Annotated in this window: 14 protein-coding genes; 5 read left to right on the top strand and 9 right to left on the bottom strand. The window is 71.2% G+C overall.

Annotated features, from left to right (window positions below):
* Positions 1-75: 75 nt before the first annotated feature.
* From AC0VYM_RS14750 to AC0VYM_RS14790, 9 genes are all read right to left on the bottom strand, one after another.
* Positions 76-1074 (bottom strand): ABC transporter substrate-binding protein, encoded by a 999-nt coding sequence (locus AC0VYM_RS14750; protein ID WP_475462851.1) that lies wholly within the window; start codon positions 1072-1074, stop codon positions 76-78.
* Entirely contained in the window at positions 1071-1856 is a 786-nt protein-coding gene (locus AC0VYM_RS14755; protein ID WP_475462852.1) for an ABC transporter ATP-binding protein, read from the bottom strand. Before AC0VYM_RS14755 ends, AC0VYM_RS14750 begins: the two co-directional genes overlap by 4 nt.
* Complete coding sequence (locus tag AC0VYM_RS14760) at positions 1856-2974, bottom strand: FecCD family ABC transporter permease (RefSeq protein WP_475462853.1); 1119 nt, start codon at positions 2972-2974, stop codon at positions 1856-1858. Before AC0VYM_RS14760 ends, AC0VYM_RS14755 begins: the two co-directional genes overlap by 1 nt.
* A 172-nt stretch (positions 2975-3146) precedes the next feature.
* A complete protein-coding gene (locus tag AC0VYM_RS14765; protein ID WP_475462854.1) occupies positions 3147-3839 on the bottom strand; it encodes a haloacid dehalogenase type II in 693 nt (230 codons plus the stop codon).
* Positions 3840-3980: 141 nt separating this feature from the next.
* Positions 3981-5165, bottom strand: a complete 1185-nt coding sequence (locus AC0VYM_RS14770; RefSeq protein WP_475462855.1) for a GDSL-type esterase/lipase family protein — start codon at positions 5163-5165, stop codon at positions 3981-3983.
* Positions 5166-5174: 9 nt separating this feature from the next.
* Positions 5175-5756 carry a TetR/AcrR family transcriptional regulator gene (locus tag AC0VYM_RS14775; protein ID WP_475462856.1) on the bottom strand — a complete coding sequence of 194 codons (582 nt, stop codon included), beginning with the start codon at positions 5754-5756 and terminating at the stop codon, positions 5175-5177.
* Positions 5757-5842: 86 nt separating this feature from the next.
* Positions 5843-6589: a class I SAM-dependent methyltransferase gene (locus tag AC0VYM_RS14780; protein ID WP_475462857.1), complete on the bottom strand. Its 747-nt coding sequence runs from the start codon at positions 6587-6589 to the stop codon at positions 5843-5845.
* Positions 6590-6667: 78 nt separating this feature from the next.
* Positions 6668-7669: an ABC transporter substrate-binding protein gene (locus tag AC0VYM_RS14785; RefSeq protein WP_475462858.1), complete on the bottom strand. Its 1002-nt coding sequence runs from the start codon at positions 7667-7669 to the stop codon at positions 6668-6670.
* Between the two features lie 130 nt (positions 7670-7799).
* Positions 7800-8567, bottom strand: a complete 768-nt coding sequence (locus AC0VYM_RS14790; RefSeq protein WP_475463045.1) for a siderophore-interacting protein — start codon at positions 8565-8567, stop codon at positions 7800-7802.
* Between the two features lie 230 nt (positions 8568-8797).
* Here AC0VYM_RS14790 and AC0VYM_RS14795 point away from each other — a divergent pair, with 230 nt between their 5' ends.
* From AC0VYM_RS14795 to AC0VYM_RS14815, 5 genes are all read left to right on the top strand, one after another.
* On the top strand, positions 8798-10546 hold the full coding sequence (locus tag AC0VYM_RS14795; protein WP_475462859.1) for an ABC transporter ATP-binding protein: 1749 nt from the start codon (positions 8798-8800) through the stop codon (positions 10544-10546).
* Positions 10543-12351 (top strand): ABC transporter ATP-binding protein, encoded by a 1809-nt coding sequence (locus AC0VYM_RS14800; RefSeq protein WP_475462860.1) that lies wholly within the window; start codon positions 10543-10545, stop codon positions 12349-12351. The genes AC0VYM_RS14795 and AC0VYM_RS14800 overlap by 4 nt, the downstream gene beginning before the upstream one ends.
* Before the next feature lie 205 nt (positions 12352-12556).
* Positions 12557-14590 carry a hypothetical protein gene (locus AC0VYM_RS14805; RefSeq protein WP_475462861.1) on the top strand — a complete coding sequence of 678 codons (2034 nt, stop codon included), beginning with the start codon at positions 12557-12559 and terminating at the stop codon, positions 14588-14590.
* Between the two features lie 151 nt (positions 14591-14741).
* On the top strand, positions 14742-15425 hold the full coding sequence (locus AC0VYM_RS14810; protein ID WP_475462862.1) for a GntR family transcriptional regulator: 684 nt from the start codon (positions 14742-14744) through the stop codon (positions 15423-15425).
* Between the two features lie 62 nt (positions 15426-15487).
* Complete coding sequence (locus AC0VYM_RS14815) at positions 15488-16741, top strand: MFS transporter (RefSeq protein ID WP_475462863.1); 1254 nt, start codon at positions 15488-15490, stop codon at positions 16739-16741.
* The last annotated feature ends 1 nt before the right edge of the window (position 16742 follow it).

Genomic DNA, 16742 nt, shown 5'->3' on the forward strand with positions numbered 1-16742 from the left:
CACCCCGCCGTCTCCTCCTCCGGAACCTGACTGAGGGGGCCGCTCCGGACTCCTCCGGGCGGCCCCGTCGGGTCCTCAGTCCAGTTCGCGCAGGTACTCCGCGAACTTCTCCAGGCCGTCGATGTTCCTCGGCCCCGAGATGCCCTCGTTGTAGTCCAGCACGAAGAAGTTCTCCTCGGTCACGGCCGGGACCCCGGCCATCGCGGGGGAGGAGGTGAGGAAGTCGATCTTCTCCTGGGCGGGCTGGTCGCCGTAGTCCAGGATGATGATCACCTCCGGCTCCGCCTCCACCACGGACTCCCAGCCCACCTGGGTCCAGCGCTGCTCCAGGTCACCGAAGATGTTGGCGCCCCCGGCGTGCTCGATGATGTCGTGCGGCGGGACCTGGTTGCCCGCCGTGAAGGGCTGGTCGGTGCCGGAGTCGTAGAGGAAGACGGAGGCCGGGTCACCCTCGGGCACCTGCTCCTCCACCGCCGCGACCCGTTCCCGGTAGTCCTCGACCAGCTCGGTGGCACGCTCCTCCACGCCGAAGATCCGCCCCATGCGCTCCAGGTCCGTGTACAGCCCCTCGAACGGCGTCACCCGCTCAGGGTGCCCGGGGTAGTTGAAGCAGGACTCGGCGTGCATGAAGCTCTGGACGCCGATGCCGTCGAGGATCTCCGGGGTGATGCCCCGCTGGTCGCTGAAGCCCGAGTTCCAGCCCGCGACCACCAGGTCCGCCTCCGCGTCCACCACCAGCTCCCGGTTGAGCAGGTCGTCGCTGAGGAACTCCACCGCCGCGTAGTCCTCGGCCCACGGGGACTCCTCGACCGGCGGGTTGGCCGGGGGCATCACGTAGCCGTGCACGTGGTCGACCAGCCCGAGCGCGAACAGCTTGTCCGCGCTGCCGCCCTCGTAGGCGACCACCCGCTGAGGCGTCGTGTACTCCACCTCCTCACCGCAGCGCTGGACGGTGACCGGCCCGGCCCCGGCCTCGGAGACGCCCTCGACCCGTGCGCCGCAACCGGCGAGCAGGACCGAGACCGCCACGAGGGGGACCAGGGAGAGGGGACGGAGCGGGATTCGGGGATTCATCGGGGATCCTTCCTTGAGGGTGGGAGCCGGTACAGCAGCTGGGGGCCGCCGGTGAGGGGGTGGGGCACCACGGTGGCCTCCACACCGAAGACCTCCCGGAGCAGGGCGGGGGTGAGCACCTTCTCGGGGGTTCCCGCGTCCACCAGCGCGCCCTCGGAGAGCACACCGACCACGTCGCAGGCCGAGGCGGCCAGGTTGAGGTCGTGCAGGACCACCAGCACCGTCACGCCCACGTCCCGCAGCAGCGAGAGCAGGTCCAGCTGGTGGCGCACATCCAGGTGGTTGGTGGGCTCGTCCAGCACCAGCACACGCGGCTCCTGCACCAGGGCGCGGGCCACGAGGACCCGCTGGCGTTCACCGCCGGAGAGTTCGAGCACGCCGCGACCGGCCAGGTGCGCCACGTCCAGCAGCTCCATCGAACTCCGGCACAGAGCGCGCTCCCTGGCGCTCAGCGGCTGGTTCCCGCGCAGGTGGGGTGTGCGCCCCAGCGCGACCAGCTCCTCGACCGTGAAGTCGAGGTCGCTCCCGTTCTCCTGCGTGAGGGCCGCGACGCGCTGGGCGCTCGAACGCGGGCTCATCGAGGTCAGGTCCTCGCCGTCGAGCAGGACGCGCCCCGCGCTGGGTCCCAGGGCCCGGTACACGCAGCGCAGGGCCGTGGACTTGCCGGAGCCGTTCGGGCCGACGAGGCCGACCACCTGACCGGCCGGGACGTCCAGGGTGAGCCGCCGGACGATCCGCGTGCCGCCCAGGTCCACCGAGAGGTCGTCGAGTCGCAGGTCCATCAGCGTCCTCCGAACAGGTAGCCGCGGCGGCGCATCAGCACGATGAACACCGGGACGCCGATCAGCGCCGTGATCACCCCGAGGGGGAGTTCGCGCGGGGCCACGACCACCCGGGAGGCCAGGTCCACCCAGACCATGAGCACCGCGCCCGCCAGAGGCGCCACGGTGAGCACCCGGCGGTGGTCGGCGCCCACGAGGATGCGCACGACGTGCGGTATGACCAGCCCGACGAACCCGATCGCGCCGCTGACCGCCACCATCGCGCCGGTCATCACGGCGGTCAGGACGAACAGCCAGCGGCGCAGGCGGTCCGCGTCCACGCCCAGGCTGGCGGCGGTCTCGTCGCCCAGCGCCGTCACGTCGAGGGAGCGGGCCCGGGAACGCAGCAGGAGCGCCCCGAGCAGCACGGCGGCCGCGACCACGGGCAGGGAGGCCCAGGTGGCGGCGCCGAAGCTCCCCATGGTCCAGAACAGGACGGTGCTGGTGGCCTCGTTGCTGGGGGCCAGGTAGACGATCACGCTCATGACCGCCTGGAAGCCGAAGGACAGCGCCACGCCGGTCAGGACCAACCGGAGCGGGGTGACGCCCATCCGCGAGTACGAGACGGCGTAGACCAGCACGGTCGCGACGAGGGCCCCGGCGAAGGCACCGGCCGAGACGGCGTGGACACCGAGGGCCGAGACGCCCAGGACGCCGACCAGGACCGCGCCCACGGAGGCCCCGGAGGAGACCCCGAGGTTGTAGGGGTCCGCGAGGGGGTTGCGCACCATCGCCTGGACGGCGACGCCGACCGTGCCGAGCCCGGCGCCCACGACGGCGGCGAGCAGGACGCGCGGGGTGCGGATCTGCCAGATGACCTGGTACTGCGTGAGCTCGTCGGCCTGGATCACGCCGCCGCTGAGCGCGGCCCACAGGTAGCGGACGGTCTCCTTCGGGGGGATGACCGCCGAGCCGAGGCCGATCGCCAGGACCGTGGAGACGACCAGCGCCAGGGTGAGGGCCAGGGCGGCGGTCGCGGTCCCCGCCGGGGTGGTCAGCCAGCGGACCCGGGGGGCGGGTTCGCGGCCGGGGTCCGGGGGAGCGGTGAGGGGAGCGGGGGGAGCGGGGGCGTGCCGCATCCGGCCTCCCTTCCTGTGAGGACGAGATACGAGTGGATATGAAAACGATTTTCATTCTAAGCGCAGACTTGGCCACTCGCGTCCACTTTCGGAGAAGGGGCACACGAAGGAGCCCGCCGGCGGTCCGCGCGAACTTGGCCACCGACGGGCTGGTCAGCCCTGGAAGCAGGGGTCAGACGGCGTTGAGCTGGATCGCCAGGGCGTCAAGACTCCTCGCGGTGAAGTCGAAGGAGTCCGCCGCACCGGGCGGGTCCCCGACGGGACGTTCCACGTACGCGGTCCGCATCCCGAGCGCCTGCGCGCCACGCAGGTCCCAGGCGTGCGCGGCGACCATCAGCAGGCGTTCCGGCGCGAGGCCCGCGTGGGCGAGCGCCAGCCGGTAGACGTCCGGGTGGGGCTTGTACGCACGCGCGTCCTCGCCGGACAGCGCCTGGTGCCAGCGCAGTCCGGCGTGCGCGCTGATCCGGGTGAGCGCGGGGCCGCTGGCGTTGGACAGGCCGACCACCGGGTAGCGGGAGGCGATCCGGTCCAGCGCCCGCACGGAGTCGGGCCACGGCTCCAGGCGCCGCGTGGCGTCCGCCAGTTCGAGGACCGCCTCCTCGTCGTCGATCCCGGCCTCGGCCGCCACGCGCGTCGCGGCCTCGAGGTCGAGCTCGGTGCTGCTGGCGTAGGGGAGCCCGTCGGCGAGGATCGCGCGCTGGCGCTCCTCGACGTGCCCGGACCACGTCCGGAGGAGTTCCGCCACCCTGGCGTCGTCGGCCCCGGGCAGCAGTGCGCGGATGCCCCGCCTGATCCCGCCGGGCTCGTCGACCATGGTTCCGAGGACGTCGAAGAAGATCACGTCGATGTCGGGGGCTGAGGTCACGTGGCGACTCCTGGTGTCAGCGGCCGCGCCGCCCGGACCGCGCGGGCCGGGTTCTCGGAGACGGGGTCGGACGACCGTGTGTCCGCCGGGCCCAGCGAGCATAGCCCGCCGGGTCCGCCTCCCCTGCGGCCGGTTCCGGTCTCAGCGGGCGGCCGTGGCGAAGGGGCCGTCGGGGCCGAAGGCGAACGCGGCGAACCGGGTGCCGATGCGGTGGTGCGCCGCCGTGTCCGGGTGGAGGCGGTCGGGCAGCGGCAGCTCGGCGTGGTCCGCCTCGCCGTAGAGCTCACGGCCGTCCAGATGGGACAGGTGCGGGTCCTCGGCCGCGCGCTCCCGCACGATCCGGGACAGCTCCTCCCTGATGGACGTGAGGGTGAGCTTTCCGGCGGCGCGTTCCCGCGGGTCGCCGGTGGCCCGGAACAGCTTCCGACCCGCGCGCAGGGCTTCGGTGTCGAAGGCGGCGGGACCGGGGGTGTCCTCCTGGATGGGACACAGGATCGGGGAGACGACCAGCAGCGGGGTGTCCGGGTGGCCCTCGCGGATGGTGTCCAGGAAGCCGTGCACCGCCGGTGTCAGGGCGCGCATCCGCATCAGGTCCCCGTTGACCAGGTTGATGCCGATCTTCACGCTGATGAGGTCGGCCGGGGCGTCCCGCATGGCCCGGGCGGTGAACGGGTCGAGCACGGCGCTGCCGCTCAGCCCCAGGTTGACGAGGTCGACGGGCTCGTGCGCGGCCGCGACGGCGGGCCAGGTCGCGGTGGGACTCGTGGCGTCGGAACCGTGGCTGACGGAGCTGCCGTGGTGCAGCCACACCCGGCGTCCTCGCTCGGGGACGGGTTCGACGGGGGCGTCGGCGCGCAGGGAGACGAGCCGTGTGGCCTCGTCGTGCGGCAGCCAGATCTCCACGTCCTTGGTCCGGTCGGGCAGTCCGGTGAAGCGGGCGGTGCCCACCGGCCCCTCCTGGTGCTCCACGGCGCCGGTGGCCGTGTCGAAGGTCAGGGTGTCGCCGCCGACGACGGTGGTCTGGGCGGTCAGCCGACCGTCCACGAGCAGGTCGTACACCCCGTCCGGGCGCTGGGGGAGCCCCGTGTAGACCCGCTTGGTGGGCAGCGTGTCCAACTCGATCGCGGTCGCGCGGGTGCGCAGGAGCAGCCGGACCCCCGAGGGCTGGGTCTCGGCCATGGCCAGCAGCGGGTCGTTGTTCTGGGCGCGGGCCCGCGCGGGCAGCCGGTGCGGCAGCAGGCCCCGCGCCGTGTCCTCCCACTCCACCGCCCCGAGCAGGAGGTCCGGGGTCAGAGGTGTGGTGGTCCAGTGCTGTTCGGTGCGCACGGTAGCCCCCTAGGGCGTCTCGGTCGGGGCGGGCCAGGTCCGCAGCAGGTGGTCGAGGGCGTCCAGCGTCCGCGACCAGCTCTCCTGGGAACCGGGCTCGCTGTGGTCGAACCCGCCACCGGACTCCGTCGTGACGTAGCCGTGGAAGGTGCTGCCCAGGAGGCGTACCGCGTGGGTCTGGTCGGGTTCGTCGAGGTCGTAGCCGCGCAGGAGCGCCCGCGTCATCCGCGCGTGCCGGACCCCGGCGCTGGCCGCCGCCGTCTCCGGGTCGAGCCGGAGCTGGGCGGCGGCGTAGCGGCCGGGGTGTGCGCGGGCGTAGTCGCGGTACACGTTGGCGAGGGCGACCAGGGCGTCCTTCCCGGACCGGCCCGCGAGGGCGTCGGCGGCCCGGTCGGCCATCTCCTCCAGAGCGAGCAGCGCGATCCTGGTCCTGAGGTCCCGGGAGTTGCGCACGTGTGAGTACAGGCTCGCGACCCGCACGTCGAAGCGCCGGGCCAGGGCCGAGACGGTCACCTGGTCGAAGCCGACCTCGTCGGCCAGCGCCGCGCCCTCCCGGGTGAGGCGTTCCGGGGTCAGTCCGGCTCGTGCCATCAGGATCCTCCTCGTTTCCGAAGCACATCCTATGTTTGCCTAAAGGGTTTAGGCAAACGAGGGCTCCTTTGAGGGAGGGGGAGGGGTCAGCGTCGCATCAGCGCGAAGACGCCCCAGCCGAGGTACTCACGCATGTAGCGCGCGTAGCGCGCGGGCTCGGAGGAGAGCTCGGCCCGTACCTCGGGCGCCAGCTCGTCCTGCGGGTTCCGGTCGAGCCAGCGGCGGAGGCTGAGCCACTGCGCCGCCCGGTACCGGTCCCAGCTGTCCTGGTCGGCCAGCACCATCTCGACGACGTCGTACCCGAGGCCGCCGAACTGTTCGATCAGCTCGGGGAGTGACAGGAAGTCGGACGGGCCGGTGGCGTGGCACCCCTCGGCGGTCTCCTGGTCCGGCGGGGTCCGGCGCCAGTAGGGCTCACCGATGAGCATCAGACCTCCGGGGCGGAGGCTCCGGCCGAGCAGCGCGGCCGTTCCGGCGACGCCGTCCCCGATCCAGGTGGCGCCGACGCAGGCGGCGAGGTCGACGGGGGTGTCCGCGACGTACCCGGTGGCGTCGCCGTGGACGAACTCCACCCGGTCCTCGACGCCGAGCTCGACGGCGCGGGCCCGGGCCTGCTCGGTGAAGACGGTGCTGACGTCCACGCCCGTGCCCGTGAACCCCAGGTCGCGCGCCCAGGTGCACAGCATCTCGCCCGAGCCGCTGGCCAGGTCGAGCACCCGTGTTCCGGGAGGCAGACGGAGCGCCTCGCCCAGTACGGCGAACTTGTGCGGCGTCAGCGGGTTGTGGATGCGGTGGCCGCTCTCGCGGATGGTGAAGATGCGGGGGAGGTCCATGGTGGCCGCCTTTCCGTCGGACTCCGTGTCCGACGAGGGAGAGACGGCCACCGTAGCCCGGCGGCCCTGGCCCGTGGGCTAGCCCTCCAGGGTGTCCTGGATGATCGGGACGATCTCGTCCAGCGCGTGGTGGATGCCCAGGGTGGAGCCGCTGGAGAAGGCGTTGGCCAGTTCCGGGTCGTCCAGGACGATCAGCCGCCCGGCCTCGGCCGAGGGGATGCCCTGGAGGACCGGGTCCTCGTTCAGGAACGCGGCGGTGTCGGCGTCACCGATCGGGAAGACGATGGTGAGGTCGGCGTCCAGCTCCTCCACGAGCTCGGAGCTCAGGTCCGTGTAGAAGGCGCCGTCCGCCCTCTCGACCAGGTCCGGCTCGTACTCGAAGCCCAGCTCGGTGAGGACGTCCACCCGGGTGTCACCGGGAACGTAGGCCCCGTACTGGCCGTCGAAGTAGGCGCCCACCGCGATGGTGAGGTCGGCGAACTCGGGGTTGTCCCCGCGCAGCTCCTCGAAGCGGGTCTCCAGCTCGGTGACCAGCTCTTCGCCGCGCTCCTCCTCACCCACCACCTGGGCGACCTGGCGGGTCTGCTGCTGCCAGGTGGTGCCGTAGGTGACCTCGACCCCCGGCGGCGGACCCACGACGGGCGCGACCGGGGGGAGGAGGTTGTGGCGCTCCTGGGAGTTGTCCGAGCGCGTGTCCAGGATGACGTCGGGCTCCAGGGAGGCGATCGCCTCGATGTTGGGCTCCATGGTGCCCAGCTGGGTGGGCTCGGAGTCGAACAGGTCCGCGGCCCAGGGGCCCACACCGGTGCCGCCGTAGTCCTGCCAGTCGGCCACGCCCACCGGCTGCACGCCCAGGGCGAGGGCGGTCTCGGCGTCGGACCAGCCGAGCGCGGCCACGTTCCGGGGGCGGTCCTCGATCTCCACGTCACCGAAGAGCGTCTCGACGGTGACGGGGTAGCCCTCGGCGGCCTCGCCCGAGGGCTCGGAGGAGGTGCCGGGGCCACCGCACGCGGAGAGCAGGACGGCGGACGCGGCACCGGCGGCGACCAGGCCGAGACGGGCGGACGGACCGGGGTTCATGGGACCTCGCTGGCGAAGATGAGCTTAGCCTTGCCTAAGCCGGATTTCTCCAGGTTAGCGCGGCTTGGGGATGGTGTGATCAGTGGGGTGGGAGTGGTGTGAAACACGTGCTCCGGCGGCCCGGGCGTCCTCAGTCGACCCCGGCCACGCCCGCGCGCCAGTAGCCCACGAACGTGATGTCGTCCTTGGACACCGCGCGGTCGCGTACCAGGGCGCGCCGCAGCCCGGTGGGCAGCGCGTTCTCTCCGGCGACCCAGCAGTAGGGGCGGCCCTCGGGCAGGTCCGCCGCGCTCACCGTCTCCAGGGCCAGGCGCCCGGGGGTGGCGTGGGCGTCCTCGCGCGGCAGCCAGTGCACCTCCACCCCGGGCGGGGCGTTCAGCGGCCGGACGTCCCGGGGGGAGGGAACCTCCAGGTAGACCTTGGCGCGCAGGTCGTGCGGGGCCTGTTCGACGATCGACAGCAGGGCGGGCACGGCGCTCTCGTCGCCGACGAGCAGGTGCCAGTCGGCCTCGGCCGGGGGCAGGTAGTAGATGCCCTCGGGGAACAGGCCCACCTCGTCGCCCTCGCTGGCGGAGATCGCCCAGGTCGAGGCGGGGCCGCCGTCCCCGTGCGCCACGAACTCGATGTCGAGCTCCAGGGCCTCGGGGTCGAACCGGCGGATGGTGTAGTTGCGGACGTAGGGGCGGGTGTCGTCACCCATGTCGCGGTACTGCGGGTACCAGCCGTCGTCGTCGGCGTCCGGCAGGACCAGTCGCTCCTGCCCGGGGCGGCGGAGGAAGACCCGCACGCACTGGTCGCGGCCGAGGAACTCGAACCTCGCCAGCTCCGGACCGCTGACGGTGACGGTGATGAAGTGGTCGGTGGTCCGCTCGGCGCGTACGACCCGGGCGCGGATCATCTGGCGGTGACGCGGGGGCTGGATACGCAAGCGGGTGACCCTTCGCGGAGGAGAGTGGGCAGGTGGTGAGGTTAGGCTAACCAATATCATGGCCACTCGGCAATGCCCGCATCAGCGACAAAGGGGTCATCCCTTGGTCGGAGGTCGTGCGAGCGGTGACTACGCTGGGCCAGTCGAGACGACCCTCGGTCCCCTCACCTCCACGTCCCCAGCCCGAACGGAGTCGCCCCGTGACCGCGGCCCCCGCCAACGCCACCCCGGCCGCCGCCGAACCGGTCCCCACCACCGCGAAGGAACTGCGCTCACGCACCCTGCGCCGCCACCGGGGCCGGGTGACCCTCGGCGTCCTCCTGCTCTCCCTCCACCAGGTCTGCGAGGTCCTCGTCCCGGTCGCGATCGGCCTCACCATCGACCTCGCCGTCTCCACCGGCGACCTCACCGCGCTTCTCTGGTGCGTGGGCGGCCTGGCCCTGCTCTTCACCTGCCTGGCCCTCGCCTACCGCTCCGGCGCCCGCCTCACCCTGAGCTCCGTCGAACGCGAGGCCCACCTGCTGCGCCTGGAGTCCGCCCGCCGCGTGCTGCACCCCCGGGGCGAGCGCAGCGGCCTGCGCTCCGGAGAGGTCCTGGCCGTGGCCACCTCCGACGCCGAACAGGCCGCCTCCTACGTACGCGCGTGGTCCGTGGGCATCGCCCAGGTCACCGCGATCGCCGTCACCACCGTGGTCCTGCTCACCATCAACCTCCCCCTCGGCCTCGGCGTGCTCCTCGGCGTCCCGCTGATGCTCCTCCTGCTGCGGATCCCCGCAGCCCGCATCACCCGCCGCACCGAGGCCAAACAGGCCACCGCCGCCCGCGCCACCGCGATGGCCACCGACCTCGTCGGCGGCCTGCGCGTGCTCATGGGCATCGGCGCCCGGCACAACGCCTCCCTGCGCTACCACGGGGTCAGCGACACCGCCCTGACCGCCTCCGTGGGCGCCGCCGCCACCAACGGCCTCTACAAGGGCCTGGTCACCGCCACCGGGGCGGTCTTCCTCGCCTGTGTCGCGGGAACCGCCGGATGGATGGCGCTCCAGGGGCACCTGACCATCGGTGAACTCGTCATCGTGGTCGGCCTCGCCCAGTTCCTCGCCGAACCCGTCCAGGCCCTCGGCCTGGTCGGCCAGATGTTCGCCATCGCCCGTGCCTCCGCCCAGCGCATGGTCCGCCTCCTGAACGCGCCCGACGCCGTCAGCCCCGGCGACCGGATCCTGCCGGACACGCTCCCCGAGGTCCCCCACGCGGTGGAGCTCCGGGACGTCACCCACCGCACGCTCGACGGGGTCGACCTGACCCTGGCCCAGGGCGAACTGGTCGCCGTGCTCACCACCGACCCCCGCGACGCCGAGGCCCTCGTGGACCTCCTGGCCGGACGGGCCGACGGGGCCGGGGGCACCGCCCTCGTGGGAGGCGTGCCGGTCCCCGAACTCGACCTCACCTCACTGCGCCGCACCGTCCTGGTCGAGGAGCACGGCAGCGTCCTGTTCGAGGGCACGCTCCGCTCCAACCTCGCCGTCGGCCGCGCCGACGAACCCGCCCTGTCCGCCGCGCTGACGGCGGCCGCCGCAGAGGACCTGGTGACCGGCCACCCCGACGGCCTCGACCGGCCCGTCACCGACCGCGCCGCCAATCTCTCCGGTGGCCAGCGCCAACGCGTCGCCCTGGCCCGCGCCCTCGTCGCGGACCCGCCCGTACTGGTCCTGCACGACCCCACCACGGCGGTCGACGCCGTCACGGAGGCCGCCATCGCCCAGGGCACCGCCGACCTGCGCGCCCGCAGGGCCCCCGGCGGCGCCACCCTGGTCATCGCCAGCAGCCCCGCGCTGCTGGCCCGCGCCGACCGCGTGGTGGTCCTGCGGGAGGGCCGGGTGCACGCCGAGGGCACCCACGCACGACTGGCCGAGGACGACCCCCACTACCGCGAGGCGGTGCTGCGTTGAGCACGGAACCCATCACCAGGACCGAGCCCCCGGAGGCCGAACCCCAGGCCCCGGCGGCGCCCGGCCCCGAACTCCTGCCCACCGCCGACGCCGGGCGCACCTGGGCCGTCCTCGGTGACGGCCTCAGGTCCATCCCCTGGGCGACCGCCCTGGCCCTGCTCACCGTCCTCGGGGGCAGCACCGCCGGACTGGTCGCCCCCTGGGTGCTCGGTTCGATGGTCGACGACATCTCCGCGGGGGCGGGCCTGGACGCGATCCTGCGATCGGCCGGGCTCATCGCCGGGGCCGCCGTGGTCGGGGGAGTCCTGGCGGGGCTCGGCGCCTGGCAGGTCAGCCGGGTCGGGGAGACCGTCCTCGCCCGGCTGCGCGAACGCGTGATGGAACGCGTCCTGCACATGCCCGCCGCCCGGCTGGAGCGGGTCCGCATCGGTGACCTGCTCTCCCGGGTCGGTGACGACGTCGCCGTGGTCACCAACGCCATCGCGCGCAACGGCCCGGAGGTCGTCACCGCCCTGGCCATGGTCGTGCTCACCACCGCCGGGATGGCCGCCCTGGACTGGCGCCTGGGCCTGGCCGGACTCGCGGCCCTGCCCTTCTACGTGTGGGCGGTGCGGTGGTACATGCCCCGCTCGGGCCCCTACTACGCGCGCGAACGGATCGCCATGGGGGAGCGCTCGCACGCGCTCATGGGCGCCCTGCGCGGCCGGGGCACCGTCCGCGCCTACCGCCTGGAGGAGGAGCACGAAGAGGTCATCGCGGACCGCTCCCGCACCGCGATGCGGCTCACCATCGACGTGTTCTACCTCTTCACGCGGCTCGGTGCGCGGATGAACGGTTCGGAGTTCGTCGGGCTGGGCGCCGTCCTGGTCGTGGGCTTCTTCCTGGTGCGCGGCGAACTCGCCACCGTCGGCATGGTCACCGCCGCCGCCCTGTTCTTCCACCGGCTCTTCGGCCCCATCGGGTTCCTGGTGATGAACTTCAACGACGTCCAGCAGGCCGGGGCGAGCCTGGCCCGGCTGGCCGGGGTCATCGACCTGCCCGTGGCCGAGGACCCGCGCGCCGAGGAGGGCCCCGCCGGCTCCTCCCTGCAGGTGGAGGCCGTCAGCCACGCCTACGCGCCGCGGGCGCCCAAAGCGCTGGACGGCGTCACCCTCAGGGTCGCCGCCGGTGAGCGGGTCGCGCTCGTGGGCGCCAGCGGGGCGGGCAAGACCACCCTGGCCGCCGTGGTCAGCGGCCTGCGCGCCCCCACCTCCGGAACGGTGCTCCTGGGCGGGGTCCCGCTGGACGAGCTCGGTGAACAGCGCGTCCGCGAGCACGTCTTCCTGGTCAGCCAGGAGACCCACGTGTTCGCGGGGACCCTCCTGGACGACCTGCGCCTGGCGCGCGCCGAGGCCGACCCCAGCGAGGTGGAGGGCGCTCTGGAGACCGTGGGTGCCCTCGACTGGGTGCGCGCCCTGCCCGAGGGTCTGGAGACGGTCGTCGGTGAGGGCGGGCACGCGCTCACCGCCGAGCAGGCCCAGCACCTGGCCCTGGCCCGCCTGGTCCTGGCCGACCCGGACCTGGCGGTGCTCGACGAGGCCACCGCCGAGGCGGGGAGCTCGGGCGCGCGCCGTCTGGAGAACGCGGCGGTCGCCGCCACGAAGGGCCGCACCACCCTGGTGGTCGCGCACCGCCTCACCCAGGCGCAGACGGCCGACCGCGTCGTCGTCATGGACCAGGGCCGGATCGTGGAGGAGGGCACCCACGACCGGCTCGTCGCGGACGGCGGCCGCTACGCGAGGCTCTGGCACAGCTGGCAGGGCTGACCCGCTCCCGGGTCGGGAGGGAGGGGGCGTCCACGCGCGTGGGCGCCCCCTCCTGTTTCGTGTGTTCAAGAGACCCGGAGCTAGCCACAGGATCACGGAAACTGTCCTGGTGTGGCCAACGCTCAACCTTGATGGGAATGACCGTGGTAGGGATTGCCTGTCGTGCACCGGATCAGAGTGCGTGAACCGTGAGCGGACGGGAAAGATGAGCGCTGAACCGCGAGACCCCCATCGTGTGGAAGAAAACGGAAAACAGGAGTTCTTCGTGAAAGGCAGCGGTGCTGTCTGGAACGAGGTCCACGACGCCGCGTACATCGCACAGCTTCTCCAAGCTAGGGACATCTACGGGAATATATACTTCGGAGACGTCAAACACCTGGAACCCTCAAGATACCCTGAGGAGTATTTGGACTACCTGGCGAGCGTCCATGTGGTCGAGAGCGAGCCCGAATTCGAGCGGGCGAGTCGGGGAATCTCCAAGCGGCACTATGGCTACATCGTCGGAAATCCGGGGAGCGGTAGAGAGATCACCGCCGTGACCCTACTGGTTCGTAACGGGTTCTCAGTGCGCTACCTCTTGTTGGAGGCTGAAGAGCTGGGGCAGCTTTCGCGTATCCCGCACCAGTCGGGCTTGGGATACATTATTGATCTTTCCAGCTTGGGTGAATATTTCGATGACGCCAAGAGAAAGATCATGAATTTCTGGATCCAGGCCAAGAGTATGGGCTGCGTCGTACTGGTGGTTCTGAGGCCTGGGCAGCGTAGTAAGGAGGGCTTCGAGAGTTCGCCGCTAGTGATACAGCCCGTGTCCGGTGTTCGGGTGTTCGCCTCCCACCTGGAACACCTGACCGGGGAGTCGGCGAGCGCCTGGGTGTCTCGGCGCGATGTAGTCGAGGTCCTGGAATGCGCGACGCCTGAGTCAGCCGTGCGACTGGCCCGGATCTCCGCCGAGTGCCATCCTCGTTTCGAAGCGGATCTCGACGCTTGGGTCTCCTCATCGCTGGCCGCGCACGGGAGGTGGGGTCAGGAAATTGAGAACTGGTTCGAAAGCCACCGGGGTGAGGGCGGGGTATGGTCTCGCATCGTCCTGATCTCTTGTGCCATGTTCGAGGGTTTTGATGCCGTGACCGTGCTCTCCTCCGCTGATCGTATGGCCGAGGACCTGGGGCGATCCTGCGGTGATGCCGGAGGACTGGCTGGGGCGGGTGTCGCAGCTGCCCTCCGTATGGTCGGTGCGACCTGTTCGGCTGACGGCGCAGTCGGTTTCGACGGATACCAATATGGTTCCGCAGTGCTTGACTACGTTTGGGTACAGCATCCAAGAATGCGAAAGGAGCTCCTCGAATGGTCCACTCGCCAGCGCACTGAGATATCTCTGGAGCAGGCAGAGGAATTGGCTGCTAGGTGGGCCAAGTTGCTCATTAGAAATGAATCTGAAGAATGGGATGTGCGAGTCTTCAAGTTCTGGATGGAGAAATCCGGAACCTTGTCCATGGCAGTGGCATTTGCTGCACACGTGGCATCGGTGCCGACATTTGGCAAGCGCATGAGGGCTCGCCTCTATGCGATCGCGAAGAATCCTGTGATTCCCATGCAGGCAAAGGCTGTTGCGCTCGTGTGTGAGCGATTTGGTAGGGTGAATATCACCTCTGCTCTGGTTCGCCTCAGGCACCTGGCGGGTGCGACAGACGTAACCGTGCGAGCTCAGGTTGAAAATTCGCTTGTGACTTTGGCGGGCTTTGATTCCGCATGGTATCCACTTGTTCTGGAAGTGGTTGGATGGATTGGAGGATCTGATAAGAACAGAGAGAATGTGGCCTGCAGTTTCGTGGTTCGTGAACTGAATTCGCTAGAAGAAAACGGCTCGCTTCGGCTCTTGAATCGTGCTGAATCTTCAGTGGAAGCGGATCGCATGGGTGTGGCGATTGTCTGGATGTGGAGTGCTCTGCTGGACACGTCGGATGAGGAGCTGGTAGCCCGTGCTGCAGAGAAATGGATTCCCCTGGCCGTTCGAAGGTGTGCTCAGGGAGAAGTCTTCAGGGAACTCCTCACGTCAGCTATCCAGGGAGGGGATCGGAGCACGCGGGCGGAGATCACTCGTCGGACAGTGACCACGAACAGAGCCGTGAGCCTCTGGTGCGCTGGGAACGCTGAACTGGCGGACGAGAACCAGGCCGCCGTCCTTGCACTCCACGACATGATCCACCGGGCAGGTCAAGGGCGGGGACTCGCCGAATAGAGGAAGGGTTGGTCGCGTAATGCAGGAGTGGCCTTCAGAGGCCTCGTCTGACGGGTGACCCGCCCCGTGTGATGCGCCGAACAGGGGATCTCGGCCGATTCATCCCATGTGTGCAACTAGTATCTATGTCGTATCCAACGTGGGAGGTCGAGTGAACGCGAGTGGCGTCGGCGGGCGGGAACCGGTGGTCGCGGCCGCCACGGAGCCGGAGTCGGCGGCGGGGCGTGCCTACACCGTCGTACGGAACCGGATCCTGGACGGTGAGTTCGAGGACGGCAGCATGCTCAGCGAGGGCCGGATCGCCACCGAGCTCGGCATGAGCCGCACCCCGGTACGCGAGGCCTTCCTCCAACTCCAGGCGGAGGGGTGGATGCGCCTGTACCCCAAACGCGGCGCGATGGTGCGCCCGGTCCCGCCGCACGAGTTCCGTGAGGTCCTCCAGGCCCGCCAGATCATCGAGTCCGCGGCGGTGCGCACCGTGTGCGCGTCCCGCGGCGGCTCCGAGCGGCTGGTGCGCCGCCTGCGCGAGGTGACCGAGGACCAGCGGCGCGCCTGGGAGGAGGACGACCTCGCCGCCTTCACCCTGGCCGACGTCGAGTTCCACCGGGAGGTGGTCGCCGCGGGCGGCAACTCGATCCTCCAGGGCTTCCACCAGCTCCTCCAGGACCGCCACCGCCGCATGACCACCCAGTCGGTCAGCGACGACACCACCCGGGCCCAGCTCGTGCTCGACCAGCACTCCGGGCTGGCCCGGCTCATCGAGGAGGGTGACGCCGAGGGCTTCGCCCGGGCCATCGCCGAGCACCTCAACGACATCCACGGCTTCACCGTCTGACACCCCACCCGCCCCCCGCGCCCCCCTTCCCTGACCCCGAACCTGAGAAGGAAGCCCGACCCATGGCCACCATCGAGGCCCACAGACCACGCGGGGACGCACCGTCCAGGAGCGGGCGCCGCCGGGCCCTGCCCGGTTGGCTCGCCGTCTGCGGCACCCTCTTCGCCGTCGCGTGGGGCGGCAACGAGTTCACCCCGCTGCTGGTCATGTACCGCCTGGACAGCGGCATGAGCGTGCAGGTCGTCAACATCCTGCTCGGCGCCTACGTGCTGGGCATCGTGCCCGCGCTGCTCGTGGGCGGTCCGCTCTCCGACCGCCACGGGCGCCGCCCCCTCATGTTCCCCGCGCCGGTGCTGTGCGTGATCGGCAGCGGTCTGCTGGCCCTGGGGTCGGACTCGGTCGCCCTGCTGTTCGCCGGGCGCGTGTTCTCCGGAATGGCGCTCGGCCTCGTGATGGCGGTGGGCACCAGCTGGGTCAAGGAGCTGTCCCAGCCACCCCACGACCTCCGTGCCACAGCGGGGTCCGGGGCGGCGCGCGCCTCGCTCGCGCTCACCCTCGGCTTCCTCCTGGGCGCGGTGGTCGCGGCCACCATCGCCCAGTTCGCGCCGATGTCCGCCGTCCTGCCCTACGCGGTCAACATCGTGATCACCGTGCTGCTCGCGGTGGCCCTGCTGCGGGTCCCCGAGACCCACGAGCGGGGGACGGTTCCCGGCAGGCTCCTGGACGACCTGCGGGTACCGGCCGCGCTGCACCGCCGGTTCCTGCTGGTGGTCGTGCCCATGGCGCCGTGGATCTTCGGGACGTCCGCCAGCGCCTACGCGATCCTGCCCAACCTGCTCGCCCCCGAGGTCCCCGGCTACGAGGTCGGCTTCTCCGGGCTGCTGTGCATGGTGGCGCTGGCCAGCGGTGTCCTCAGCCAGCAGGTGGCCAAGCGCGTGGACAGCCCGCACTCCGCACGCGCCGTCGTGGCGGCGCTGGCCACCGCCGCCGTCGGCATGGCCCTGGCGGTGTGGGCCTCGGCCGTCCTCACGATCCCGGCCGCACTGGTGGCGGCCGCGGTGCTGGGCGCCGCCTACGGCCTGTTGCTGGTGTCCGGCCTCCAGGAGGTCCAGCGCATCGCGGGACCCGACCGCCTGGCCGGGCTGACCGCCGTCTACTACTCGCTGGCCTACCTGGGGTTCTTCGTCCCCGCGACCCTCGCGGCGCTGACCGGTTGGTTCGGCTACCCGACCATGTTCGCGGTCGGAACCGGACTCGCGCTGCTGTGCGTCCTGGCCGTCACCCTGTCCTGGCGCCGCCACCTGCCCGCACGCTGAC

The sequence above is a fragment of the Nocardiopsis sp. iso_237 genome (assembly GCF_056173345.1).